General features: G+C 37.4%; 26 protein-coding genes and 1 pseudogene. 16 read left to right on the top strand and 11 right to left on the bottom strand.

What is annotated here, in order from left to right; all coding sequences use genetic code 11:
- Positions 1–337 (bottom strand): leucine-rich repeat domain-containing protein (locus VB713_RS17860; protein ID WP_323312861.1); only part of this gene is annotated, 337 nt, incomplete at its 3' end.
- A gap of 137 nt (positions 338–474) precedes the next feature.
- On the opposite strand from VB713_RS17860, the gene VB713_RS17865 reads away from it, so the two are divergent.
- The gene (locus VB713_RS17865) at positions 475–1,539 is read left to right on the top strand and encodes a DUF6765 family protein (RefSeq protein ID WP_323312862.1); all 1,065 of its coding nucleotides are present in this window, start codon (positions 475–477) and stop codon (positions 1,537–1,539) included.
- A gap of 229 nt (positions 1,540–1,768) precedes the next feature.
- Here VB713_RS17865 and VB713_RS17870 read toward each other — a convergent pair whose 3' ends face one another.
- Entirely contained in the window at positions 1,769–3,202 is a 1,434-nt protein-coding gene (locus tag VB713_RS17870; RefSeq protein ID WP_323312863.1) for a hypothetical protein, read from the bottom strand.
- A 92-nt stretch (positions 3,203–3,294) separates the two neighbouring features.
- On the opposite strand from VB713_RS17870, the gene VB713_RS17875 reads away from it, so the two are divergent.
- A complete protein-coding gene (locus VB713_RS17875; protein ID WP_323312864.1) occupies positions 3,295–6,477 on the top strand; it encodes an alpha-mannosidase in 3,183 nt (1,060 codons plus the stop codon).
- 93 nt (positions 6,478–6,570) lie between these two features.
- Here VB713_RS17875 and psbN read toward each other — a convergent pair whose 3' ends face one another.
- On the bottom strand, positions 6,571–6,708 hold the full coding sequence (gene psbN / locus VB713_RS17880) for a photosystem II reaction center protein PsbN (protein ID WP_323312865.1): 138 nt from the start codon (positions 6,706–6,708) through the stop codon (positions 6,571–6,573).
- 236 nt (positions 6,709–6,944) lie between these two features.
- Between psbN and psbH the strand changes: the two genes are divergently transcribed.
- From psbH to pth, 3 genes are all read left to right on the top strand, one after another.
- Positions 6,945–7,148 (top strand): photosystem II reaction center phosphoprotein PsbH, encoded by a 204-nt coding sequence (gene psbH, locus VB713_RS17885; protein ID WP_015214502.1) that lies wholly within the window; start codon positions 6,945–6,947, stop codon positions 7,146–7,148.
- A gap of 162 nt (positions 7,149–7,310) precedes the next feature.
- Positions 7,311–7,583 (top strand): TatA/E family twin arginine-targeting protein translocase, encoded by a 273-nt coding sequence (locus tag VB713_RS17890; protein WP_323312866.1) that lies wholly within the window; start codon positions 7,311–7,313, stop codon positions 7,581–7,583.
- A gap of 20 nt (positions 7,584–7,603) precedes the next feature.
- Complete coding sequence (pth, locus tag VB713_RS17895; RefSeq protein WP_323312867.1) at positions 7,604–8,248, top strand: aminoacyl-tRNA hydrolase; 645 nt, start codon at positions 7,604–7,606, stop codon at positions 8,246–8,248.
- A 9-nt stretch (positions 8,249–8,257) separates the two neighbouring features.
- Here pth and VB713_RS17900 read toward each other — a convergent pair whose 3' ends face one another.
- The 4 genes from VB713_RS17900 to VB713_RS17915 all read right to left on the bottom strand — a co-directional run bounded on the left by VB713_RS17900 (position 8,258) and on the right by VB713_RS17915 (position 10,572).
- Entirely contained in the window at positions 8,258–8,446 is a 189-nt protein-coding gene (locus tag VB713_RS17900) for a hypothetical protein (protein ID WP_323312868.1), read from the bottom strand.
- Between the two features lie 41 nt (positions 8,447–8,487).
- On the bottom strand, positions 8,488–8,664 hold the full coding sequence (rpsU, locus tag VB713_RS17905; protein WP_015214505.1) for a 30S ribosomal protein S21: 177 nt from the start codon (positions 8,662–8,664) through the stop codon (positions 8,488–8,490).
- A gap of 83 nt (positions 8,665–8,747) precedes the next feature.
- Positions 8,748–9,623 (bottom strand): 16S rRNA (cytidine(1402)-2'-O)-methyltransferase, encoded by an 876-nt coding sequence (gene rsmI, locus VB713_RS17910; protein ID WP_323312869.1) that lies wholly within the window; start codon positions 9,621–9,623, stop codon positions 8,748–8,750.
- 337 nt (positions 9,624–9,960) lie between these two features.
- On the bottom strand, positions 9,961–10,572 hold the full coding sequence (locus VB713_RS17915; protein ID WP_323312870.1) for a PH domain-containing protein: 612 nt from the start codon (positions 10,570–10,572) through the stop codon (positions 9,961–9,963).
- Positions 10,573–10,894: 322 nt separating this feature from the next.
- Between VB713_RS17915 and VB713_RS17920 the strand changes: the two genes are divergently transcribed.
- From VB713_RS17920 to rpsU (VB713_RS17940), 5 genes are all read left to right on the top strand, one after another.
- The gene (locus tag VB713_RS17920) at positions 10,895–11,758 is read left to right on the top strand and encodes a sugar kinase (protein ID WP_323312871.1); all 864 of its coding nucleotides are present in this window, start codon (positions 10,895–10,897) and stop codon (positions 11,756–11,758) included.
- Between the two features lie 391 nt (positions 11,759–12,149).
- On the top strand, positions 12,150–14,420 hold the full coding sequence (locus VB713_RS17925; protein ID WP_323312872.1) for an MASE1 domain-containing protein: 2,271 nt from the start codon (positions 12,150–12,152) through the stop codon (positions 14,418–14,420).
- 228 nt (positions 14,421–14,648) lie between these two features.
- Positions 14,649–15,503 carry a 3'(2'),5'-bisphosphate nucleotidase CysQ family protein gene (locus tag VB713_RS17930; protein ID WP_323312873.1) on the top strand — a complete coding sequence of 285 codons (855 nt, stop codon included), beginning with the start codon at positions 14,649–14,651 and terminating at the stop codon, positions 15,501–15,503.
- Between the two features lie 410 nt (positions 15,504–15,913).
- Positions 15,914–16,219: an RNA-binding protein gene (locus VB713_RS17935; protein ID WP_323312874.1), complete on the top strand. Its 306-nt coding sequence runs from the start codon at positions 15,914–15,916 to the stop codon at positions 16,217–16,219.
- Between the two features lie 123 nt (positions 16,220–16,342).
- Positions 16,343–16,537 carry a 30S ribosomal protein S21 gene (gene rpsU / locus VB713_RS17940; RefSeq protein WP_013192888.1) on the top strand — a complete coding sequence of 65 codons (195 nt, stop codon included), beginning with the start codon at positions 16,343–16,345 and terminating at the stop codon, positions 16,535–16,537.
- Positions 16,538–16,732: 195 nt separating this feature from the next.
- Here rpsU (VB713_RS17940) and VB713_RS17945 read toward each other — a convergent pair whose 3' ends face one another.
- From VB713_RS17945 to VB713_RS17955, 3 genes are all read right to left on the bottom strand, one after another.
- On the bottom strand, positions 16,733–17,620 hold the full coding sequence (locus VB713_RS17945) for a hypothetical protein (protein WP_323312875.1): 888 nt from the start codon (positions 17,618–17,620) through the stop codon (positions 16,733–16,735).
- A gap of 109 nt (positions 17,621–17,729) precedes the next feature.
- A complete protein-coding gene (locus VB713_RS17950) occupies positions 17,730–18,239 on the bottom strand; it encodes a hypothetical protein (RefSeq protein ID WP_323312876.1) in 510 nt (169 codons plus the stop codon).
- Between the two features lie 158 nt (positions 18,240–18,397).
- Positions 18,398–19,051, bottom strand: coding sequence for a class I SAM-dependent methyltransferase (locus VB713_RS17955; RefSeq protein ID WP_323312877.1), 654 nt, complete (start codon positions 19,049–19,051; stop codon positions 18,398–18,400).
- 146 nt (positions 19,052–19,197) lie between these two features.
- Here VB713_RS17955 and VB713_RS17960 point away from each other — a divergent pair, with 146 nt between their 5' ends.
- A complete protein-coding gene (locus VB713_RS17960; protein WP_323312878.1) occupies positions 19,198–20,817 on the top strand; it encodes a glycosyltransferase family 39 protein in 1,620 nt (539 codons plus the stop codon).
- Positions 20,818–20,948: 131 nt separating this feature from the next.
- Here VB713_RS17960 and VB713_RS17965 read toward each other — a convergent pair whose 3' ends face one another.
- The gene (locus VB713_RS17965; protein ID WP_323312879.1) at positions 20,949–21,743 is read right to left on the bottom strand and encodes a histidine kinase; all 795 of its coding nucleotides are present in this window, start codon (positions 21,741–21,743) and stop codon (positions 20,949–20,951) included.
- Positions 21,744–21,931: 188 nt separating this feature from the next.
- Here VB713_RS17965 and VB713_RS17970 point away from each other — a divergent pair, with 188 nt between their 5' ends.
- From VB713_RS17970 to VB713_RS17990, 5 genes and pseudogenes are all read left to right on the top strand, one after another.
- Positions 21,932–22,156 (top strand): hypothetical protein, encoded by a 225-nt coding sequence (locus VB713_RS17970; RefSeq protein ID WP_323312880.1) that lies wholly within the window; start codon positions 21,932–21,934, stop codon positions 22,154–22,156.
- Between the two features lie 57 nt (positions 22,157–22,213).
- Positions 22,214–22,549, top strand: coding sequence for a cytochrome c6 PetJ (gene petJ / locus VB713_RS17975; RefSeq protein WP_323312881.1), 336 nt, complete (start codon positions 22,214–22,216; stop codon positions 22,547–22,549).
- 36 nt (positions 22,550–22,585) lie between these two features.
- Positions 22,586–22,712 (top strand): annotated as a pseudogene (locus VB713_RS17980) (aldo/keto reductase); the annotation flags it as partial.
- A gap of 95 nt (positions 22,713–22,807) precedes the next feature.
- Positions 22,808–23,059, top strand: coding sequence for a helix-turn-helix transcriptional regulator (locus VB713_RS17985; RefSeq protein ID WP_323312882.1), 252 nt, complete (start codon positions 22,808–22,810; stop codon positions 23,057–23,059).
- Complete coding sequence (locus tag VB713_RS17990) at positions 23,037–23,762, top strand: hypothetical protein (RefSeq protein WP_323312883.1); 726 nt, start codon at positions 23,037–23,039, stop codon at positions 23,760–23,762. Before VB713_RS17985 ends, VB713_RS17990 begins: the two co-directional genes overlap by 23 nt.

Genomic DNA, 23,762 nt, shown 5'->3' on the forward strand with positions numbered 1-23,762 from the left:
GGGATTGGAGGTTGGTGAGTTGTCCTATTTCTGGTGGCAGACTGCTGAGTTGATTGTTACTGAGGTGGAGGGATTGGAGGTTAGTGAGTTGTCCTATTTCTGGTGGCAGACTGCTGAGTTGATTGTAACTGAGGTAGAGGGATTGAAGGTTGGTGAGTTGTCCTATTTCCGGTGGCAGACTGCTGAGTTGATTGCTTCCGAGGGAAAGGGATTGAAGGTTTGTAAGTTGTCCAATGTCTGGTGGTAAAGTTGTCAAATCCTTATCAGATAGATAGAGTTTCTTTGCACCACTTCTTAATGCTTGTTTAATTATCTGTAGTAGTTCTGCCTCAGTCATGAACAATTACTGAACTGTGATTACTAGAGTTTAGCAAACAGATGTCGCAGTTTGAGAACCGCTATCAGGTAAAAAATTACGCAATAGCGCCCAAATCGTTATAGTCTATACGTAAATTCCCTCGTAACTGACTCAAGATGCAAATAGACTTTCACCATGGTGTCACCTACGTTGTAGCGCGACTAGCAGGTTTTGACCACGAAGATGCTGGTATTGTCGCTTACTGCGCTCAATATGTAGATGATGCTATCAATAGCGGTTTAATTCGATTCGATAATGGGGCGATGTTTACCCGCATCAGTTCTGCACACAAAATGCTCGATTATCGCAATTTTAAGGCGTTAGCAATTCATCATGTTTGGATTCCTTTTCATTTTTTACCAGGAAATGGCGGAAAACCAGCAGGTGAAGATCCTGAAGGGAAGTTTATTGAAAAGTTGATTTGTCGTCCTAATAGTGATGTTGCAAAGCAAATGGTGAGGGAATGTATCCAACGCCAGGATACTGCTTATAGTTTACATCGTCTGGGTATTACTATGCACGTTTATGTTGATACCTGGGCGCATCAAGGTTTTGCTGGTGTTAATCATCGAGTTAATGAAGCGAAAAAATTACTTGATGAAAATGACCAACCTGATCGGAATTTGATGGATAGATTGAAGAATTATTTTGTCAGTGAGGCTTTACCTTTAGGACATGGTGCGGTTTTGAGTCATCCTGATAAGCCGTTTTTACGTTGGGGTTATATCAACGGTAGGGGTGAGAAAATTAGGCGTAACAATCCTGAAGATTTTCTGGCAGCGGCTGATAATATGTGTAAAGCTATGCAGCGTTATTTAATAGGTGATCCTGATGCGATTGTCCCAGGATTGCCAGAACCAGATAAAAGTTTAATTGCCTTGATGTTGGCGAATATTAAAGATATTAAAGGTCATGTACGTCATCAAAAATGGTTAAGTGCTATATCCCAAGGTCAATTTAGTTTTGGTGCAGCTAATATCAGCTATATCCCCAAAGGTAAAAGTTCCTGGAAATACCTTGCTTTGGGAACTGAAAGCCCTGTTGATAAAGATAATGAAATTTTCCCCTATCATCCCAGTTTCTTGGTCAGCAATTGGAAATTATTTCACGATGCTTTACAAGCACATCAATTTTACGTTATTCATGATTTGCTACCCCAATATGGAATTTGTGTTGCTTGAGAAGAAGGTGACAGGGAATATGCTAAAAATGGTTGGAAATTTTACTTTTAAACGCAGAGGTTCGCTGAGGTAAACGCAAAGTGACGCAGAGTTTTTATTGAGGTTTTCGCTTTGAATTTTGTTATCCTCATAAGGTCGAGATATTAACGGTTTTTCAAAAATCCAAACATCAAATAGAAATCTTAATCCTGCTAATCCTTTAATCCTGTAAATCCTGATTCAGACATTTTCACCTTACCTGCAATAAGCCTTTAAAGAAATAAATCATATTCATAAAGATCATTTCTAGCCAAAGCATGACATGATCTAACCATGCTAAAATTTGCTCTAAGGGATGGATTTCATATCCTAAAAATGTGGCGGTGGTTTCTATCCAATCTGGTTGGATTTGACGTTGATTTTTTTTCTCAGTCTCAACTTGGGGATTAGTAGCTACTTTTGAAGATTTTTTATTTCTAAATACACCTTTTTTTGATTTTGATAACAAGTCTAGTTGAGTATCTTCTGTAAATGAATTAGCAGTTAAATCAGAATTTACATCATCAACATTTATTTCTAAATCACCAAACAAATCACCATAACTCAACCAAGTATCTGTGATTAAGTCAGATTGCGGTAATTGATGATTTTGGTTAACCTGTTTCGCAGGTTTAATTGGTGGTTTTTCTGAATTTGATTGATTATCAAATTGGTGAATATTTCTACCACCAAAAAAGTAATTTATTGCCGCTTCAATTAAGGCTGGAATATTCGGAGTTTGATTTTCCAAATTATTAGCATTAAATGAATTTTTTTCTCTGGCTTCTAGCTGTTCTCTACCATAGATAAATATGTCAAGTTGATTTTTAGCACTTTGAATAATTTCCTGACTACGTTGTTTTATAGGTGCTAAAGATGTAATTTCTAAGTTAGCGATAACGTTATCTATTAATGCTAGAAGTTTACCAGGATAAGCTGGAAGATTGACTACTATATTGCTTTCAGAGAAATTCTTTATAGTTGAGTTATTCTGACCAGTTAGCTTTGTTAATATCCGGTCAATTTCTGGTAGTAGTTCCTGTTCTTTTTTGACTTCAGCTAACGTTAAAGAATACCTGTATTCCGCGATTTCGCTATTAATTTTATCTGCTATTTTTGTCTGTTGTTGAATTGTCAAAACATCGAGAATTTTGTTATCGTTGGTAACGAGTACCAAGTGACGATTTTCCAAATGTACTGCAATTCCTCGCACTTTTGGTATATGCTGCTGGAGTGTGTTTTCTGGTTTTAGAGATTTAGTAATATTAGATTCAGACTGATTTTTTACAGTTTTCCACCGCCCTAAACGGATAATTGCTTCCCGCAGGTTATCACCCAATAACTGCAATGGGTTGACATTTTGTAAAGTTTGTGAATCAGAAGCTGCGGCAGATGGTAGATTTTGAACTAACTCTAGTACGTGCTGAATGGGTGCATCAACAGGTGGGGGAGTTTGTGGTTGTAGCCTTTTTCCTGCTAGTTCATCTGGCTGAAACAGTTGATAAAGTGGGTAAAGTAAGGCTTCGACACTCCATTTGGTAGCAACTTGCAAATTGCGGAAGGAGTTTTCCCACTGCTGTGTCAACCGCTGAGATTGCTGGTTGAAAAAGTTAAATAGTTTACTTTGATAACGACCTGAAGACATGGTAGAGATTGGTTAGTGTGAGTGTGATTAAGTTTTGAGACTCCCACAAAACTGTTAGTTATCGTCAGTCAGTGCCATTATCTTAGCGAAATATGACTCTTCCTGTTTATCCATTCGATACCAAATCTATTTCAGCAGCGATTGAGAAGTTACGCGCTTGCTGTCAAGTTAATATCCAGTCCTGTTGGTTTTATCAGCAGGTTGACTGGGGAATTGATGAGGTTATGAATTCAGATTTGTCTGTTTGGGAAACTGTAAAGTTAAATGATAAAGCCCATGTTGCTTGGACAGGGGGGAAGCAGGTGCTGTGGTTGGTGCAGAAGTTGGTTGTTCCCCAAGATTTGCAAGGTTATGATTTGGCTGGTTTGTCTTTGCGGTTGGTTTTAGTGTGGTGGGCTGATGCGGCGGAGGTTTATGTTAATGGTAAGTTGGTTTTGGCTGGTGATTTGTTTGATTGTTCTCCGAGAGTGCTTTTAAGTCAAGGTGTTTCTAATGGGGACGAGTTTGTTGTTGCTGTGCGGTTGGTGAGTCCGGGACATTCTGATGGGGCTTTGGTGCGATCGCTCTTCGTTTTTGAGTCTCTAGATTATAATAGGTTAGATCCGGGTTTTTTGGCTGATGAGTTGGCTGTTTTTCATCTGTTAGCGCCTGATAGGTTATCTGTTTTGGTTGAAGCGGTTGAAGAGGTAACGAACCGCAAAGGCGCGAAGGGCGCGAAGGAAGAAAGAGAAGAAGGGAAGAAGGAAGAATGGAATAGAATTCTATTTCATCTTCGTGAGTCTTTAATTAAATCCAAAATCCAAAATCTAAAATCTAAAATTCACCTCTTGGGTCATGCTCATTTAGATTTAGCATGGTTATGGCCTGTTTCTGAAACTTGGAATGCAGCGGTAAGTACTTTTGAGTCGGTGTTAAGTTTACAGGCTGATTTCCCTGAGTTGGTTTTCTGTCATACAACTCCGGCTTTGTATGCTTGGGTTGAGGAATATCGTCCTGATTTGTTTGCGAAGATTCAAGTTCAGGTTAAAGCGGGAAGGTGGGAAGTTTTGGGTGGGTTTTGGGTGGAACCAGATTTGAATCTGATTTCTGGTGAGTCTATTGTCCGTCAGTTGTTGTATGGACAGCGTTATTTTCAGGAAAAGTTTGGGAAGGTTTCTTCTGTGGTTTGGGTTCCTGATACTTTTGGTTTCTGTGCGACTCTACCTCAGTTTTTCGCCAATGCGGGAATTGAGTTTTTTGTGACTCAGAAATTACGCTGGAATGATACTACTAAGTTTGATTATGGCGCTTTCTGGTGGCGATCGCTTGATGGTAGTCAAATATTTAGTTTTATGTCTGCACTGATAGGCCAAACTATTGATTCTGTTAAGATGGCTGAATACGCCTGTGAATGGGAATCTCAAACGGGTTTACATGATTCTCTCTGGCTTCCTGGTGTGGGTGATCATGGTGGTGGTCCGACTCGTGATATGTTGGAAGTTGCACGGCGTTGGCAACATTCTCCTGTTTTCCCCAAATTAGAATTTACAACTGCGGAGAAATATCTCCAATTAATAAAATCCCAAAGTCAAAATTTACCTGTTTGGGAAGATGAGCTTTATTTGGAATTTCATCGCGGATGTTATACTACGCACGCAGACCAAAAACTCTGGAATCGCAAATCTGAAAATCTTTTATACGCAGCTGAGTTATTTGCAACTTTAGCAAGTGTTATTTGTGGTTTTACCTATCCCCACGCAGAAATTGAAGCTGCTTGGAAGCAAGTTTTATTTAATCAGTTTCACGATATTTTACCCGGTTCTTCTATTACTCAAGTCTATGAGGATGCTTTACCGGAATGGAAACAGGTGGAACAGGTGGGAAATAGGATATTAGATCAATCTTTGAGAGCGATCGCATCTCACATCAATTTACCACAACCACCACAACCCCATAGCATCCCCATCATAATTTTTAATTCTCTCAATTGGCAACGCTCTGAAGTCGTCACCGTTAACCTGTCAAAAATTATCAAAGAATCCCAGTCCACGCAGGTGGACTTCGTTTGTGTAGCCCCAGAATTCCATTCTGAGGGTAATCATAACCCATCATGGAAAATTTACGACATTGCCGGAAATCAACTTCCTTCCCAAGAAAGTGAAAATTCTTTGTTATTTATCGCTACTGTACCATCTGTAGGTTACAGCATATATTGGCTGTGTCCATCTTCTCATCAAACTAGCTCATTGCCAACAGACTGGAAATTAGAAAACGAATACTTGCGAGTTCAAGTCAACCCAGAAACCGGAGATTTAGAAAGCGTCTTTGATAAAATCCAACAACGGGAAATTTTAACCGTTGCGGGAAATCAACTCCAATCTTTTGAAGATAGTGGACAATATTGGGATGCTTGGAATATTGACCCCGACTATAACACAAAACCTCTACCTGCGACCAAATTAAAATCAATTCAATGGGTAGAAAATGGAGAAATACAACAACGTTTGCGCGTAATTCGTCAACTCGGAAAATCAGAATTTTCTCAAGACTACATTCTCCAAGTTGGTTCACCACTTTTGAAAATTACTAATACTGTAAATTGGCAAGAAAATCAAGTATTAGTTAAAACAGCTTTTCCTCTCAACCTCGAAGCCGATTTTGCCACTTATGAAATTCCCTGCGGTGCAATTCGTCGTTCTACAAATCCCCAAACCCCCGCAGAAAAAGCAAAATGGGAAGTTCCGGCTTTACGCTGGGCAGATTTAACCACCAATACACCTACAGGTAAATACGGTGTGAGTTTATTGAATGATTGTAAATATGGATACGATGCAAAACCAAATCAACTCCGTCTTACACTTCTGAGAAGTTCTAACTGGCCAGATCCAAAAGCTGATAGAGGCACACATGAATTTACTTACGCTTTATATCCTCATCTTAAAAGTTGGGAACAAGCAGATACAGTCAAACGTGGTTATGAGTTGAATATCCCATTACAGGTGTTAGTAAATCCTGAAAATCAACAATCTGCATTTACCATTTCTCAAAATCAAAGTTTTCTCAATTTATCAGATGAGAATTTAATTTTAATGGCTTTGAAACCCAGCGAAGATAATCCGCAAAAATTCATCATCCGTTTTTATGAATGTCACGGAAAAACAGCCGAGTTATCTTTACAAAGTGATTTTTTTACTTTAGGAGAAGCAGTTGATTTATTAGAAAACCCGATAAATCAAGAAGTTCAAAAAATCGCACCTTGGAAAATTGCTACTTTTGCAATTATACCAAATACGTAGCGTGGCGTTAGCCATAAATCCTGATTCAGACAATAAAACTTTTAATCCAGCTAGGTGGGCATTGCCCACCATAAAGTCAAATCAATCACTTTTCTAATCTTCGTGGTCATCAAAAGGATCATCTAACTGAGTGCTAGGAGGTCCAAAAGAGGTATAAATTGCCATGCCTGTGATGACAACTAGTGCCACAGCGACAGAAATACCAATAACTAAACCAGGTTCTAAGTCCATAAAGTTAGCAATATATTATGAGAGCTATGTTATAGAATATTACAAAAATTAACGCAAATACCATCAAAGTATTCACCGAACTCAGGCAAACTACCTTACCCTCATAGTGGTATTATCGTCATAGTTCAGAATAGCCCCAGTTGTAAAGTGAAAATTCTGCTGTAATATTGCAGCACTTTGCAATGGGCAGCAATAAGAAAATTAATAAAGCTTTGGCAACTGATCTTAGGTGAACTATGGCACAACGGACTAGGTTGGGAGATATCCTCAGACCCTTAAATGCTGAGTATGGTAAGGTGGCTCCAGGTTGGGGTACGACACCTTTAATGGCTGTTTTTATGGGTTTATTTTTCGTATTTCTGCTAATTATCCTGCAAGTTTACAATAAGTCACTGTTGATTCAGGATGTACTTGTTGATTGGCGGAGTTTAGGCGGTTAACTGCTATAAAGCCCTCAGACTTGGATAACAAGTTAGCGTCCACCCGGCTTGTCCGGGTGTCTTATATTTCTTCGGTGGTTATTTGTTCAGTTGTGACGGCTCAATTAACCCTAACTATTGATTAAACTACAGATATAATGTTAGGTTTTGTGGCAGGTTGAAATGAATATATTTGGTATTGGCTTACCAGAAATGGCTCTAATTATGGTAGTGGCGCTGTTAATCTTTGGCCCCAAGAAGCTACCTGAAATCGGTCGGAGTGTGGGTAAAACAATTCGTAGTTTCCAAGAAGCTTCTAATGAATTTCAAACCGAGTTTAAACGGGAAGCTGAACAGTTGGAACAAGTTGTGAAAACTACTGCTGAATTGGAAACCAAACACATTGAAGCTGTTGCACCACAGCCGGAAAATGCTGGTTCCTCTCCCACCAGCTAGGAAAATACTGTATAGCAAACATGACAGAAGTTGAGAAACAACAGGTTTTGGTAATTCCCCAGCTGATAGTCGGTTTGGGGAATCCAGAACCTAAATATGATCAAACTCGCCATAATATTGGCTTTGCGGCTGTGGATGCTTTGGCGCGTGCTTGGCAAATTCCATTGGCGGAAAATCGCAAGTTTCAGGGAAATTTTAGCGAAGGTATTGCACCTGGTGGCGGTAAAATTCGTCTGCTGAAACCTCTAACTTATATGAATCGTTCAGGACAGTCTATTCAAGCGGTTACAAGTTGGTATAAATTACCGCCTGAGTCGGTTTTGGTAATTTATGATGATATGGATTTACCTTTGGGAAAAACTCGTCTGCGTTTGTCTGGTTCTGCTGGTGGACATAACGGGATGAAAAGTACTATTTCACATTTAAGTAGCCAAAATTTTCCCCGGTTACGAATTGGTATTGGTAAACCCAAGGGTGCAGCTGATGATGATAATTCTGAGACTATCTCTCATGTGTTGGGACGGTTTTCGGCTGCGGAAAATAAATTGATGTCTCTGGTGCTGGAGTTTGTGGTTGAGTGTGTAGAACTCAGCTTTAAACAAGGTGTAGAAAAGGCTATGAATCGTTGTAATAGCCGAACTTTTGATATTAACCCAGGTGGTTAGTTATCTAGTTTAGGCTGGTAATGGGTAATTGGTAATGGGTAATAGGTAATGGGTAATAGGTAATAGGTAATAGGTAATAGGTAATGGGTAATGGGTAATGGGTAATTGGTAATGGGTAATTGGTAATTGGGGAAGAATATTTATCTTTCCCCCTGCTCCCTGCTCCCTGCTCCCTGCTCCCTGCTTTTTCTCTGTCACCTGTCACCTGCTATTACACCATTACCAAGCCAAATAAATGTTTAAAAACGACGTTTGCGTCTAGCTGAGACTGCCTTACGTTTGCGTTTTTCTTGGGGAGTTTCAAAGTGTTTATGATACTTTACGTCGGCTAATATACCAGCTTTGGAGACTTGGCGTTTAAACCGACGGAGGGCTGAATCTATTCCTTCGTTTTCTCCTAAAACCACCTGGGTCATTCTCAGTTTATCCTCAGTTTTTCAACAATTTCCATTGTAATATTAGCCGTAAACGTAACAAAACCACACAGTTCAGAAAGTACTTATTCAAAAGTTGTTTCCGACTCAGAAGTGATGTCTATAGCCAAGGCTAGTTGATAGAGTTGACGACGGGAGACTGCTGTATCTTTAGCTAATTGTCGGCTGGCTTGCGATCGCGATACGCCTTGTTTCATAATCTGTAATAATTCGGCTTTGAGTTCTGTTTCTGTGAGTTGGGGTTGACTCGGTGGTGTGCCGGCAACTAACAGGGTATATTCGCCTTGGGGTTCTTTTTGGGTGTAATGTGCGATCGCTTCCCCTATTGTCCCCCGCCAAAATTCTTCGTATAATTTAGTTAGCTCTCGTGCTATAACTATAGTGCGATCGCTTCCCAAAACTGTAGCTAAATCTTGTAAACTATCCCGTAAGCGGTGAGGTGATTCGTAGAAAATCAACGTCCTGGGTTCAGCTTGCAAATATTCTAACTGTTGTCGTCGTTGCTGACTCTTAGCTGGTAAAAAGCCTTCAAAAATAAATCTGTCTGTGGGTAATCCCGCCGCACTTAAAGCCGTAATTGCCGCACTAGCACCGGGAATAGGTACAACTGTGATGCCCGCCTCAATACAAGCTTTTACCAATTCATAACCAGGATCAGAGATTCCCGGCATTCCTGCATCACTAACCAGTGCGATCGCTTTTCCATTAGTCAAATGCTCTAATAACTCAGGAATCCGACTATTCTGATTATGTTCATGATAACTCATTTGGGGAGTTTTTACCTGAAAATATTGCAGCAATTTTCCCGTGTGTCTTGTATCTTCCGCCGCAATTAAATCCACCGTTTGCAAAATTCGCACCGCCCGAAAAGTGATATCTTCTAAATTGCCAATAGGCGTACCGACAATATAAAGTGTTGATGGTTTTGGATCAGTTTGCATAAAGTATTTTACATGATAAAAAAGCAAAAATTCTAATTTATAATTTGAGTTGATCTCAAGAACATTCAGCAGTAACTCTTTAATTAAATTAGTATGGGCGGGGTTTCCCCGCCCTCTATGTATTACAACATCCTCAATCTAAAATGTAAGGATTCAGGATACAGAATATTTGATATAGCAGAGAACAGAAGAAAAAAATATTCTTCTTCTTTCTCCTGACTCCTGAATTCTTACCCTAAAATTTAATTGTTGCGAAATGAAATCTGAAACAGCCAAGTCATAAACAAGATAAATTCAAATTATCCCTAGGTCATCAACTTAACTATACAACTAGAAATTAATTGTTAATAAATTTCTCAAAAATCTCACCAAAGTCCTTACGTACATAAGTTTCATGAGCATACTTTAACCAATTAAAGGCATACTGATTAATTGCCTTAAACTGCTCTTCTGAAGTAGATGTAGTTGTAGAACGACTGACTGTATTGGCTGCTGTAGTTAAGCTCGTTTGAGCATATTGATGATAAAGGGCATTTTCCTGCTGAATTGATGCAATTTTTAGTAAAGCTTTGTACAAATCTTTCAAAGGAGAAATATAACTTTTAGCAACATCAATAGAATAGGATTTATCACCCATCATTAACTTGATTTCGATATCCATATCTATTGTTCCTGCTGTCTCCAATTTCACATCTTTAATAATGTGGTGACTATAACTAAAGCGTTTGAGTAAGCGTTTTTTACTAACCGCAGAATTGCCATCTAAATGAATCAAAGCTAGATTAGTAAAACAATATTCATCTGTTTTTGATTTAATTAGAAAATAAATTTTTTCACCTTCTTCATGAATCACATAGTCATCACTATCAACCTTATTAAAGTCTTCGGGTTTGATTACAGCACCAATATCACTCAAACCCAGTGCATCCATCGCCATATTTTTGAACATAATTTATAACTCTCCAACAAGAAAACAACTTATGCTTTTATAATGTTTATTATATACCAGTGGGTAAAAATTCAAGTGTAAAAATGTAAGGATTTAGGATACAGAATATTTTATATAGCAGGGAACAGAAGAGAAAAATATTCTTCCTTCTTCCTTCTTTCTCCTGATTCCTGACTCCTGATTCCTGATTCCTGACTCCTGACTCCTAAATTCTTACGTAAAAATTTCTGTTAAGCTGTAAGAACAACTATCAGGAAATAAAGACAATCCAGTTTCTCATTCGGCACTAATAGTAGCACCTTGATAAAATTGCAAATTCCTAATGACTAATTCTGCTCTATTTGTAGGTCTGATTACCCTAGATTTAATTTACCTTGCAGACTCATATCCACAAAATAATCAAAAGCTAGTTGCTATTGACTATGCAGTGGCAGCAGGTGGACCGGCCACAAATGCATCTGTCACTTTCAGCTATTTAGGTAATCAAGCTAAACTTCTGAGTGTGCTGGGTTCTCACCCCATGACACAGCTAATTCGTACAGATTTGACAAATCATCAAGTTGAAATTCTTGACTTAGACTCTAATAAAAGTACATCACCATCAGTTTCTTCAATTATTATTACCCAAAATACTGGTGAAAGGGCGGTGATTTCCATTAATGCTGTCAAAACCCAAGCAAGTAGCACCTCCATACCAGCAAATATTTTAGAAAATATTGATATTGTACTTATAGATGGGCATCAAATGGCAGTCAGTCAAATTATTGCCCAAACTGCTAAAATCCAAAATATCCCAATTGTAATTGATGGAGGTAGCTGGAAACCAGGTTTTGAAGAAATTTTACCTTTTGTTGACTATGCCATTTGTTCAGCGAATTTTTTTCCCCCGAATTGCCAAAACAAAGAAGATGTTTTTACCTATCTTCAGAAATTTAACATTCCTCACATCGCCATTACTCAAGGAGAAAAACCTATTCAATACTTGAATGGACGTAATACTGGTATTATTAATGTGCCACAAATACAGCCAGTTGATACACTAGGTGCAGGAGATATTTTTCATGGTGCTTTCTGCCATTATATTTTGCAAACAAGTTTTACAGAAGCATTAGCACTAGCCAGCAAAATTGCAGCGGAAGCTTGTCAGTATTTTGGTACACGCCGTTGGATGAGTTCAACTTTGTAGAAAATAATGAATGTTTGCATTTATTAAAATCATGAGAATTTTAAAACTTAATGACTGAAAATGTAACCGAGTAAATTAATTAAGAGTAAGCCAAAAAATTCAATAACAAATACTAAACCCAAGCTTACTTCCCCAAAATATTAACTATAGAAATCAATTTTATACTTTTGAAGCCTAACTTTTTGGTCTTTATATAAAGGCTAACATAAATAACTTTTATTCCCCTTGATTTTAGAATTCATCTTATACAACAGATTGCAGGTAAATAATGTATAAATGTAAAAAAGCAATATACAACAAGACTTTTAATCCTATTCTCTACTGTATATATTTTATTTATATATAGCCACCTGATACCTCCTACTCACAACCTAATTAGTAATGATCGATCATGTCAATTTATGCTCGTCTTCAACTAGATCTATTTAACTTTCGTCGGGTTGCTTGGTGGCGACAGGTAATAGCTGCGATCGCTTATTATATCACAGCCCAACTATCCCATAGCTTCACTACCTACCCTGAAACGGGATCAACTCCCATTTGGATTCCTGGTGGTATTGCCGTGGGGTTAATTGCTGTTTGGGGCTATCCCCTATGGTTGGGGGTTTTCATAGGTATATTAAGTGCGGAGTTTGTTATTTATAAGGCATGGTCTAATCTTCCTACTCTCCTTTTAACCCTTTGCATTGTATTTGTTGCTACAGTAGGAAAAGTTTTTGCTACTTATTTGATCGAATATTTCATCGGTAGCCATTACTTTTTAAACCGAGCCAAAGATACACTCCAATTTATGATCTATGGCTGTTTTGTCAGTCATCTACCTGTAGGAATTTTATGTTCATTACTATTATGTGTCTTTGGTAAAGTACCTTGGAAACTCTATCCCGACATTGCCATTACCTGGTGGCTAAGTGATGCTTTTGGGATTCTAATTTTTGCTTCCTTAATCGTTGCTTGGCACAAAAATATTACCTCATTTACTCGCTTAATAAAACGTTGTTGGCTAGAAGCTACTATTATCCTATTTTTAACATTAATTGTTAGCAATATCATTTCTAGAGGTTACAATGCGGAATATTTACTAGTTCCTTTATTGGTGTGGACAGCTTTCAGATTTAAAGAGCTAGGTGCCACCATTCTAATGGTTATTATTGCCGTTATTATGGCCACTATTACAGTTCAAGATCATAGTTCATTTACTCACGCTTCCATCCAAATTTCTCTACTATTAGTACAATCTTTCATTGCTTGCATTGGCATGACAACTTTAATGTTGAATGCTGTGTTAAATGAAAATAATCAAGTTAAAAGTGATTTATGTATAGCCAATAATAAGCTAATCAAGCAAAATTTGAAATTACACGAACTTGATCAGCAAAAAGATGCCGAACGTAAACAAACAGAAAAGGTTCTTATTGATTACAACAAAGCTTTAGAAGAACAGCTTGCTCTATCTCAAGCCAAGGAAGCGGCAGAAACTGCAACTCAAGCTAAAAGTGAATTTTTAGCAAATATGAGTCATGAAATTCGCACACCTATGAATGGCGTGATTGGTATGGCTCAACTCCTCTCCATGACAAATCTCTCAGAGGAACAAAAAGACTTAGTTTATACGATTAGAGATAGCGGTAATGCCCTTTTAAACATCATTAATGATATTCTTGATTTTTCAAAAATTGAGTCAGGAAATTTGGAAATAGAAGAACATTATTTTGTATTAAATGACCTCATCAAGTCCGTGTGTATTCTTCTTTCTAAACAAGCATTAAACAAAAATATTAATCTCGAATATTCAATTCTAGCTGATATTCCCGATAATATTTTAGGAGATGCTTCTCGCCTCCGCCAAATCTTGCTTAATCTGATAGGAAATGCCATCAAGTTTACTAATCAGGGACATATTTTGATCTCAGTTGTTGGGAATAAAAAACGAGAAGATGGAATACTAGAACTAATCTTTTCTATTAAAGATACAGGAATTGGTATTGATAGAGATCGCTTACATAAACTATTTCAACCCTTTACCCAAGCTGATGCTTCCATTAGTCGCAAATATGGCGGTACAGGTTTAGGCTTGGCAATTAGTAAGAGTTTAGTAGCTTTAATGGGAGGTACAATTTGGGTGGAAAGTTGCGGCAATATTGGAGGTAATCCTCCTTTAAATTGGGTTTCAAAGATTCAAAACGATCATTATCAAGGTTCAATCTTTTATTTTACATTTATTTCTCAATCAGTTTTAGTTAATGACTTAATACCAAAAGAATCTTTAGAACGACCTGAAGGAGAAATCACCACGAAATCTCCAATAAAAATTCTCTTAGCAGAAGATAACAAAGTTAACCAAAAAGTGGCACTGTTGTATCTCAAAAATCTGGGTTATAGTGCTGATATCGCCAATAATGGAGTAGAGGTATTAGAGGTATTAGAAAAAAAATCATATGATGTGATTTTAATGGATATGCAGATGCCAGAAATGGATGGCATTACTGCAACTCGGATGATTCGCCAATCTTCCAAACCTCAACCTTGGATTATTGCTATCACTGCTAACGCTTTAGAGGAAGATCGTGATGCTTGCTTCAATGCAGGGATGAATGACTTTATTACTAAGCCAATCCTGGCAGAAGAACTTACCGCAGCTATAGAAAAATCAACAATATGATGAACCTATCTGGGTATCAAATTCTGTTTCAAATCTATAGCGTCTGATCTGAATGGTAATTTTGATGCTATGAAAGAGATAACAGGACTGGTGTAGCAGAATACCGAGACAATTTGAGGTTAAATTATCATTGACTATAATTTAAGAAATTAAATCTGAATTCTAGATTTCTGTATACTGACTGTTGAATGTTTTCCTATCTAGCCAAATTTATTTTCAGATGAATTCATGAAAAACTTATCAGAAATATTAACAATTGCACGGGAAGTAGGTTGGGGTGCTGCTAGTCTACTCAGTTCTTATTATCACGGTACTGCCGAAGAACCAAATTTAGATATCAAGTATAAGGATAATGAACCCGTCACAGTTGCAGATTTGGTTGTTAGTCAATATATCTTGACCAAGTTACAAGCAGCTTTAGGTAACGAAGAATTTGGCTACATCAGCGAAGAAACCTATAAATCTCAACATGGACAAAATTCCCATGAGTGGGTGTGGATTATTGATCCTTTGGACGGGACACGCGACTTTATTGATAAAACTGGGGAATATGCAATTCATATTGCTTTAGTCCAGGGAACAAGTCCAGTTTTAGCAGTGGTGGCCATACCAGAGGCGGAAAAATTATATTATGCTACTAAGGGCGGTGGTACTTTTGTGGAAAACGTGAATGGTTCTCGTCCCTTAAAAGTAACTGCTAATAAACCTATTGAAGATTTAACTCTAGTGGTCAGTCGTTCTCATCGCAATGAAGCGTTAGAATATTTACTGCAAAATCTACCTTGTCAAAATCAAAAAGCGATTGGTAGCGTAGGTTGTAAAATTACTGCTATTGTCGAACAACAGGCAGATATTTACATTTCTCTTTCTGGTAAATCAGCACCGAAAGATTGGGATATGGCTGCTCCTGAACTAATTCTTACAGAAGCTGGGGGTAAATTTACGCATTTTAATGGTAAGGCGTTAGAGTACAACACTGGTGATATTAATCAATGGGGTGGTTTATTCGCCAGCAGTTCTCAACATCATGAAATACTGTGCCAAAAGGCAGAACAAACCTTGATAGAGTTTGCTAGTAGATGAGTCTAGAAAAATACTGCACATTAATTTGCTCCCTTAGCTTGTTATGGTATAATGAGGTTTACCAATAAATGAGAGTGGTTATTCTTTAACTCCTTTAGTTCTCAGCCTGAGTTTTCTAAATATATCTTTGAGGCTACTAAGTCAAGCGCATTATTGGGTTCTAACTGCTACGTGTTTGCACATATAATTATGTCAAATAGCAGCAGTAAGTATATCCGCTGTAATGCGTCTGAAAAAAGTCTATAGGTTTTTTAGAAAATGTTACTCGTCATGAGTTCGGATTCAAAGGCTGTGTTATACTCGCGGATATAAGGATTATTTTCGGTTGAGTTAGTCGTTTTAATTTCTTTTAAATGAGTCTCTCCGAATCTAACTCTCTACATCTCGCTGGTTTGGGAGACCACCCATTTATGTCGATTTACGTTGGAAATTTGTCCTATCAGGTTACAGAAGAAGACCTGAAGGCCGCTTTTTCTGAGTACGGAAAAGTTAGCCGTGTGCAGTTACCTACTGATCGGGAAACGGGGCGACCACGTGGCTTTGCTTTCGTGGAAATGGAATCAGAAGGACAAGAAACAAAAGCCATAGAAGCCCTTGATGGTGCTGAGTGGATGGGGCGAGATTTAAAAGTGAACAAAGCTAAACCCCGTGAAGAAAGAAGTTCTTCTCGTAGTGGTAGCTGGGATAATAACAATCGTGGCGATCGCGGCTATTAATCCTGTTCTGAAAAATTTTTAAATCTAGAGTCTCCAGCAGATTAAGCCAAAGTTGCGACTCTGCTGAGATATTTTTTTAACTCTAGCTTGTATGTATTCACCCATAATTAAGGAGTAATGAGAATGACACAAGTGGTTTTGGGAGAAAATGAAGGTATTGAATCGGCTTTGCGGAGATTTAAGCGAGAAGTTTCCAAAGCGGGAATTTTCCAAGATATGCGTAAAAATCGCCATTTTGAAACACCTTTAGAAAAAGAGAAGCGTAAAGCAATAGCTAGACATAAGCAACGTCGTCAACAACGTTCTCGCTTCAAGTAATAAATCCAGGGTAATGTTCACTGCGACTGGAAACCCAGTCAGAGTCTCTTCATTATTCCGTGTGACTTATGTTGTATGTGGCAATGTATATTAACAGCCGCAAATAACTAGCAAAAATTAATAACAAAACCTGTTTGTAGTAGCGCTATATATGATTTTGGCGCTACTACAAGTTGTGTTAAGGCTAGAAAAGTCTTAAATTTCAGCGAAGGCTCTTTCAATCAAACGTCGAGCTAAAGTCTGTGTTCCAGTATGTTCATAATAATTTGTACTCATATCCAGGAAGGCTCCTAGATAGTCTAATTTGTCATCAGCAATTTCGACAAAACCTTGCAAATTAGCTACAACCTTTTGTGGTGTTAGGTTATTAGCACTGACTATACCATTCATCCAGCCTTTAACTGAATCAAAGCTTTCACCAATAAAGTTGAGTTTACCAGCAGTGCTATTACCGGGAATGGTGTCTTTAATATTTGAGAAAGTTGGGTTTTGTTCTAAATCCTGGGGATTCATTTGACTAGTTAGAGATAAAGCTTTGTTGATGAAGTCTGGTCCCAGGGGTATTAAACCATCAACGCAAATTAATGCTGCCATACGGATGAATGACTCACCACTATATTCACCTAAAGCAGCGACAAAATCGCCAATGCTATCTCCAGGAATACCGTTAATTTGGCAAAAAGCCACTAATTCAGTCACCACTTTGAGAGTTAAGTCAATGGTTTGAGCTTTATCTGGTTTGGGAGTGATGGAGTTTAAAAAGCCTAACATGGGGATTTTTTCACCGACTTTGTTAGCCAAAGCTGCTGCACCAAGAGCCTTGTCAGTACCGTCAACGGTTTGATAAAGCCACATGGCTCTTTGATATCCTTGGGAGCGATCGTTATATAGATAAATTGCTCGTTCACCAATTTGCTGAATTAGATCTTCATCATCTTCACCAGTGACGCTTTTAATCGTATTGACAAAGCCAATGGTATTTTGCCACTCACCGGGGGCAATAAAATCTAAAGCGTTCAACATGGAAACAGTCAAGTTACTGCTTGGTAGCTCGTCAACTAATTCAAAGATAGATTTACTCACAAAAAAATCTCCTGATTTTAGGTTTAGCGTAATTTAGACATTTAAATTAGTGCTGAGTGCAATTATGACTATAATTACTCAGCACGTAGGAATATTGTAGTAATTCAACTCATTTCAATTTAGCCAAGCCGTCAAGATTGAATTTTTCTATCCAAGCAGCGCGATCGCCCGCAGTAAATGTGGGATCTTTGGAAATTACTTTCACTTGGTACTTACTAACCAAAACAGAAGTTTGAGTTTTACCCTGTTCCACAGCGGGATAGCCGTCAATTTTCTTAGTGCTATTAGCATATTTTGACGCTGTTTCTGGTGTGCTACTAGTGTCAGAAATCGCTAATTGAGCTACAACTTTACCGTCTTTTTTCAAATTCGCTCCCGAAAAGCCCTTTTTTTCTTGGGTATAAACCCGATCATAGCCATTTCCCCCTGTTGGGAAAAATTTGTTTAATTCGCTACCTTGAGTTGCATTCTTGACAACAGCCTGACCGCTTTTTTGCCTAGTGCTTTCTTGTTGTACTTGATCAAAGCGAGTAGGTGCTTTTGTAGAACAAGCTGTAGTTAGTAGTAACACAGACAGCAATAAACTAGCTAAAATCCTGCGCCCACGGAATAAACTCACGTTTGTTCTCCTTAAAATGCTTGAGAGTTGAAGCAATTATCTGCTCTGTGGTAGTCCTTCCAGCAGAAACTTTACTTTTCGATAATTATCCCATTTTTATCGAATTGCCAAATCTAGTTAAATCGGCTTTGTTTTTAGTGCTAGAGTTCCAAATGAGTCTATTCTGCTTCACGGCGATAAGCTATCACCGCATAGAATGGATCTCCTCCAGCTACACCCAACCACTGTAAAAAATTTGGTGCTGTTGATTGATTAACAATCACTTCAGGAGTAGTAAATCCCGGTACAGAAGAAAAGTAACGCTCCACTAATTTGACTCTAGAGGCTTCAGAAGCATCTCGCCAGACTTGAATAGCCTTTTGATGGAACATCCGGTTAGAAAAGCTGATAATTGCCACACCACCAGGTTTGAGGATGCGGTGAATTTCGGAAAAGATAGCCTCTGGATATTGTACATACTGCACAGAAACACAGTTAATAACAGCATCAAAATCTTGATCTGGAAAGGGTAGCTCAGGCTTTTGATTGAGGTTCTGCACCAAATAATGGTTCAATCGAGGATTACGCGCCAGTTCCTCAGCATTGAGTCCATGTCCTTCAACATGATTAAACTCTATTTCCTCTGGTAGATGAGACACCCAACTGCTCATCATATCAAATATCCGTGTCTTGGCTTTAAGTCGCTGACGATATAAATCTGTCAACTGTTGAATAAAGCCTTCATCCACATGAGTAACAAAGCGCGGATAGTCATAAAATAACTTGTCATCACTATCATCTAACTTAAGGCGTTGATTTGGTCGCAATAGCATAAAAATTTGTTTGGAAAAATTTTTTTCGCCTGATTTGGGTCAATTTAGTTAGTATTTTGATTTTAAATTGTGTATACTAACCAAAATAATTTTAAAATAAAACCGACACTAAATATATAAATAAGCTTTTCATCAGTATTAATTAAATGTTTTATAAATCACCTTTATTTATCTCTATTTGGCATCAAATTCGTTTATTGTCAAGATTTCCTTTTACTAATTTGTTAATTTGGCTACTACCTTTATTACTATTTAGCTCTGGTGAAAATAGCCTGATGTCCCACGATGAAGCGCTCTATGCTAGGCGAGCGCGGCTAATGTTTGAATCTGGTGATTGGATAGCTCCTTGGGGTAATGCCCATCATAAAACTCCTGGTTTTTATTGGTTAATTGCTATTTTTTATAAGTTATTTGGTGTTAGTGATATTAGTGCGCGAATACCTAGCATGATTGCTGGAATATTGAGTATATTAATCATATATGAAATAACTAAAATAATCCTTAATCAAAAATTAGCATACTTAGCATCAGCTATTTTAAGCGTGACATTTCTCTGGCTGCAATATTGTCGTCTAGCTGCACCTGATGTGCCGATGATTTTATTAATATTAATAGCTATTTATTCTTTACTTAAAGCTGAATTATATCCCAAATTTCGCTTTGGTTACGGTTTTATTGTCGGTGTAAGTCTTGCTTTATGCTTCCTGATGAGAAGCTTTATGATTTTATTACCAATAATGGCATTATTACCTTATTTAATTTGGGAACATCCCCGTCATCGTCATCTTAGCAACCCAATGTTGTATGTAGGGGCTTTAGTCGGATTAATTCCTACTTTGGTCTGGTTATGGTTTAACTGGCTGCGTTATAGTGGTGATAGTTGGGGACAGCTATTAGGGTTTGTGATACAACTAGGCAGCCATGAACAACATGGTAACAACATACTTTTCTATTTTTGGAATCTGCCTTTAAAATCTTTTCCTTGGTCTGGTTTCGCTATTTTAGGGTTAATTTTGGTAATTCGTAACCCAATTCCCCGCTACCAATTGCTATTAGTAGGTTTTCCCATAATTCTATTTACAGAAATTAGTATATTCTCAACTCGTTTGTCTCATTATAGTCTTTGTATTTATCCTTTTATCTCCATATTTGCTGCTGTGGGTTTAGACTGGTTAGCGAGAATTTACCAAATCAAAAAATCGACTAAAATCAAAGCATATCTACCCCGTAATATTAGTTATGCCGTTGGTGTTTTAGGAATTATCTTTGCCATAGCTGGTGCAGTGGTTTTAGTCGCAGGTATTGTTGATATTCAGAAGTATGCAATTCTCGCTTTAATTTCGGGTTTAGGTTGTTTAATTATACCTTTAGTTTGGATTGGACGTTATCATTTTAATTACCAATTTCTTACTGCTCATTATTGGATCAATGGTTGGTTAATTGCAAGTTGGCTATCTATAGCTACTGCTGGAAATTTAGGCTTGTTAGGAGACTTCAACCCTGAATTTAGAGTTTTCTTTCAGCAAGAATCTATCGCTACCATTCTCCAAAATTATCCCGTTTCTTTTGTTAAATTAGATGGTAAAAATGCTGTATTGATTGATTTCTATACTCCTATTCATGGTCAGCAGGTAGATTCAATCTCTCAATTATCAGCTTTGAGTTATGCTTGGATTTATACACCAAATGCTGGTGATTTATCTAATAAATATCATGTAATTGGTACTGTCAAAGATTATCAGTTAATTCAAGTGTTGTCTTTCTAATTAACCGCAGAAATGATAGGTTTAAAAAACAAGAGAAGTTAGGTGATTTTGTACTTGCCAAGAAAGTAGTTTGTAGTTCTAAGTTGGCATTAATTAGAAGGAACTACAAACTAACCATAAAGATGCGAAATTTACTTAACATTAGTCTCTTCTTTACTGGCTTCCTTGTCTTTGAATAAGTCAGCCGTTGTTAATAGCAATTCTCTCAAAGTTTGTTTTAGTTGACGCTCTTTTTTAGCTATTGCTGCACCTGCTTCACCCAGTTTATTGTCTAACTGAGAATGTTTTTCTTCTACCTGTGTAAGCACAGATTCAGCTTGGGGACGTGCTTGATCATACCAGGTTTTTGCCTCGTCTAAGTAGTCTTTGACTTCTCCAGAACGTCCGCCATAACGTGCAGCTAAATTTGCTCGAATAATGGCTAATTGTGCTTGGAGTTGTGCGTAACGTTTCTTTAACAGGCCGACTTCCTCACTATCTTGGATAGCATTAATAGCTGATGCGATCGCACTTTTAGTATTAGCAGATTTTTCTTGCCCAGTTTCTACTATATCTGCTAACATTCCATCAACTTCGTATTGGAGTTGTTCTTCTTCATTATCTAATCTAGCCTGTAGCGTCTTCAATTCTATTTGGGTTTTTGCGATCGCTTCATGTCTTTTGCTATTCACACCTTCTAATGCACCTTCAATAGAAGCCGTTACCTCGTCCTTGATTTCGCTACCTTTATCTTGTAAATTTTCAATTACTGCTGAAACCGCATCTTTAACTAAAGTGCGTAACTCGCTAGAACCTTCTTTCAATTCAGCAGCTACCTGAGAAACTGCGGATTTGACAATTTCACGAATGTTTTCAGTTCTTAACTGTCCAGTAGCTTTAGCTTCCTGTAAATCTGCTTGAATTGTTTCTTTGATGTTGTTAGTCATGTTTACCCTTAGAAATTTAGCTAATTTGAATAGCAATCGAACATGATGCTACATTCTTATTATGGCGCGGTATTTTTTACTTATACACCTCCTTTAGATAGAAAAACACAAATTCAAATAGATGATTTTTATTACGTAACCAGTTTGTGAGATGATGAATATGTACTGGTAATAGTTAGAAATTAATCATGTGGCGAGTAAATATCACTTGTAATGAAGAATCCTGGAAGCTTTATGGCGTTGAGTTTAAAGCACTAGCAGGTAAATACAAAGGCGAATTGATTGGTTCTAAAAAAATGCCAAATGGTATACGCATCATGGGTTATAAAATTGAAGATGTCAGTGAAGCTGAAGCTTTTCAGGAAGAATGTGCAGCATTTGCAGGGTTTACATCCGACTTTGAATCAATGTAAATTTTGTTTCTGTGAATTATTTTTGTCAAAATTCAGCACAAAATTAGGAGCGTTTGGATGAGAAGATTACTAATATTAACATTAATTACTATGTCATTGTGGACAAGTATTTTGATTTTACCTGCTAATGCAGTAGATACCACAAATGGTGCAGAAATCTTTAGCGTGCATTGTGCAGGTTGTCATATTAATGGGGGGAACATTATTAGAAGGGGAAAAAATCTAAAAAAGAATGCACTTAAGAAATATAGTATGGATTCCTTAGAGGCGATTACAAATATCGTCACTAATGGTAAAAATAATATGTCAGCTTATCAAGACCGTTTGACAACAGAGGAAATTCAAAACGTTGCAACTTATGTTTTGGAACAAGCAGAAAAAGATTGGAGATAATAACAAAAAAACTCTGAATTTACCCCTGATTTAAAGATTTGCCGAATTTTAAATGGAATGTGGCAAGTTTCTGGTGGACATGGACGCATTAACCATAAAACTGCTGTTGAGTCGATGTTTCAATTTAGATGCTGGTTTTACAACTTGGGACTTAGCAGATCATATATACGAATAGAAAATTGTTGGCAGCTATGTGGTTGGTGTTTTTGAATACTTTAGTCTGTAGAACTTTTGTATTCAAATCGTTAATCTCTTTCTATGCAACCAAGTAAACTAGACCAAAATTTAGGGCTAGAAATACAACGTCGTCGTATAGAAAAAGGTTGGTCACAAGAGTATCTAGCAGAAGTTACAGGTCTGCATAGAACCTATATTAGCCAACTAGAACGAGGATTAAAAAGCCCATCTGTAAGAGTTATGAGTCATATCACCAACGCTTTAACTGTAACAATGAGTGAATTTTTGCAAGCTGTGGAGGAATCTTTGCGTGTTGACAGACAAAGAAATTGAGAAGTTGAAACAAGCTATTATTGCTACTGTTGCATCCCCAGTTGTTGGTTCAATAGAAGATTATGCTTGGGAAGCTATTTTTCATTATGTTAAAGATATTCCTCTCACAGATCCAGCATTAGGACGTAGTAAACTGCTTTATGATGCCGTTAATTTTTTAACTAAAACAGGTTGGTCATTGAAATCTCTCCAACTTAATAATTTAAAAATTGGTAGTACATTTTTCTTTGTGATTCAAAGAGCAGATATTATTAGTAAAGCTGATCAACTTGGTTTTCTTGGTTTAACAGAATTATCTCCAACAGAAGAAATAGGTGCGGCTGTTATTCAACATTGGAATGAGAAATTGATCACCAATCAGTCATTACAAGGAGTTGAAAATAGTTATGAAAGTATACTTCTGAAAACCATTAAAGGTAATGAATACATTTATTGTGAATATCCTTTATATCCACTCGATCCAACTACTTTTACTTGGGCTTGGACAGTAAACAAAAAAACTGGTAAAAGTGGTGCTGGTTTACAGGGTACTGTAGGAGATAAAATTGAGTTAGTTTGGTATAAGAATCAAAAACAACTTTTTAAAGCGAGAATTATTCCTCCAGAAGCCGTGAGAATAAATATTCAAAGAACTCGTCTTAATCCTGATAATTATGTCAAAACAATTCTCGCCGCTTTACAAGCACAAAACTCTTATTTATAA

The organism is Anabaena cylindrica UHCC 0172 (genome assembly GCF_034931625.1).
Classification (GTDB): domain Bacteria; phylum Cyanobacteriota; class Cyanobacteriia; order Cyanobacteriales; family Nostocaceae; genus Anabaena; species Anabaena cylindrica_A.

Excerpts from the sequence above, each read along its gene's own strand:
- VB713_RS17865 (WP_323312862.1), top strand. The coding sequence starts at position 475 with ATGCAAATAGACTTTCACCATGGTGTCACCTACGTTGTAGCGCGACTA.
- VB713_RS17870 (WP_323312863.1), bottom strand. The coding sequence starts at position 3,202 with ATGTCTTCAGGTCGTTATCAAAGTAAACTATTTAACTTTTTCAACCAG.
- VB713_RS17875 (WP_323312864.1), top strand. The coding sequence starts at position 3,295 with ATGACTCTTCCTGTTTATCCATTCGATACCAAATCTATTTCAGCAGCG.
- psbN (WP_323312865.1), bottom strand. The coding sequence starts at position 6,708 with ATGGACTTAGAACCTGGTTTAGTTATTGGTATTTCTGTCGCTGTGGCA.
- psbH (WP_015214502.1), top strand. The coding sequence starts at position 6,945 with ATGGCACAACGGACTAGGTTGGGAGATATCCTCAGACCCTTAAATGCT.
- VB713_RS17890 (WP_323312866.1), top strand. The coding sequence starts at position 7,311 with ATGAATATATTTGGTATTGGCTTACCAGAAATGGCTCTAATTATGGTA.
- pth (WP_323312867.1), top strand. The coding sequence starts at position 7,604 with ATGACAGAAGTTGAGAAACAACAGGTTTTGGTAATTCCCCAGCTGATA.
- rpsU (WP_015214505.1), bottom strand. The coding sequence starts at position 8,664 with ATGACCCAGGTGGTTTTAGGAGAAAACGAAGGAATAGATTCAGCCCTC.
- rsmI (WP_323312869.1), bottom strand. The coding sequence starts at position 9,623 with ATGCAAACTGATCCAAAACCATCAACACTTTATATTGTCGGTACGCCT.
- VB713_RS17915 (WP_323312870.1), bottom strand. The coding sequence starts at position 10,572 with ATGTTCAAAAATATGGCGATGGATGCACTGGGTTTGAGTGATATTGGT.
- VB713_RS17920 (WP_323312871.1), top strand. The coding sequence starts at position 10,895 with ATGACTAATTCTGCTCTATTTGTAGGTCTGATTACCCTAGATTTAATT.
- VB713_RS17925 (WP_323312872.1), top strand. The coding sequence starts at position 12,150 with ATGTCAATTTATGCTCGTCTTCAACTAGATCTATTTAACTTTCGTCGG.
- VB713_RS17930 (WP_323312873.1), top strand. The coding sequence starts at position 14,649 with ATGAAAAACTTATCAGAAATATTAACAATTGCACGGGAAGTAGGTTGG.
- VB713_RS17935 (WP_323312874.1), top strand. The coding sequence starts at position 15,914 with ATGTCGATTTACGTTGGAAATTTGTCCTATCAGGTTACAGAAGAAGAC.
- rpsU (WP_013192888.1), top strand. The coding sequence starts at position 16,343 with ATGACACAAGTGGTTTTGGGAGAAAATGAAGGTATTGAATCGGCTTTG.
- VB713_RS17955 (WP_323312877.1), bottom strand. The coding sequence starts at position 19,051 with ATGCTATTGCGACCAAATCAACGCCTTAAGTTAGATGATAGTGATGAC.
- VB713_RS17960 (WP_323312878.1), top strand. The coding sequence starts at position 19,198 with ATGTTTTATAAATCACCTTTATTTATCTCTATTTGGCATCAAATTCGT.
- VB713_RS17965 (WP_323312879.1), bottom strand. The coding sequence starts at position 21,743 with ATGACTAACAACATCAAAGAAACAATTCAAGCAGATTTACAGGAAGCT.
- VB713_RS17970 (WP_323312880.1), top strand. The coding sequence starts at position 21,932 with ATGTGGCGAGTAAATATCACTTGTAATGAAGAATCCTGGAAGCTTTAT.
- petJ (WP_323312881.1), top strand. The coding sequence starts at position 22,214 with ATGAGAAGATTACTAATATTAACATTAATTACTATGTCATTGTGGACA.
- VB713_RS17985 (WP_323312882.1), top strand. The coding sequence starts at position 22,808 with ATGCAACCAAGTAAACTAGACCAAAATTTAGGGCTAGAAATACAACGT.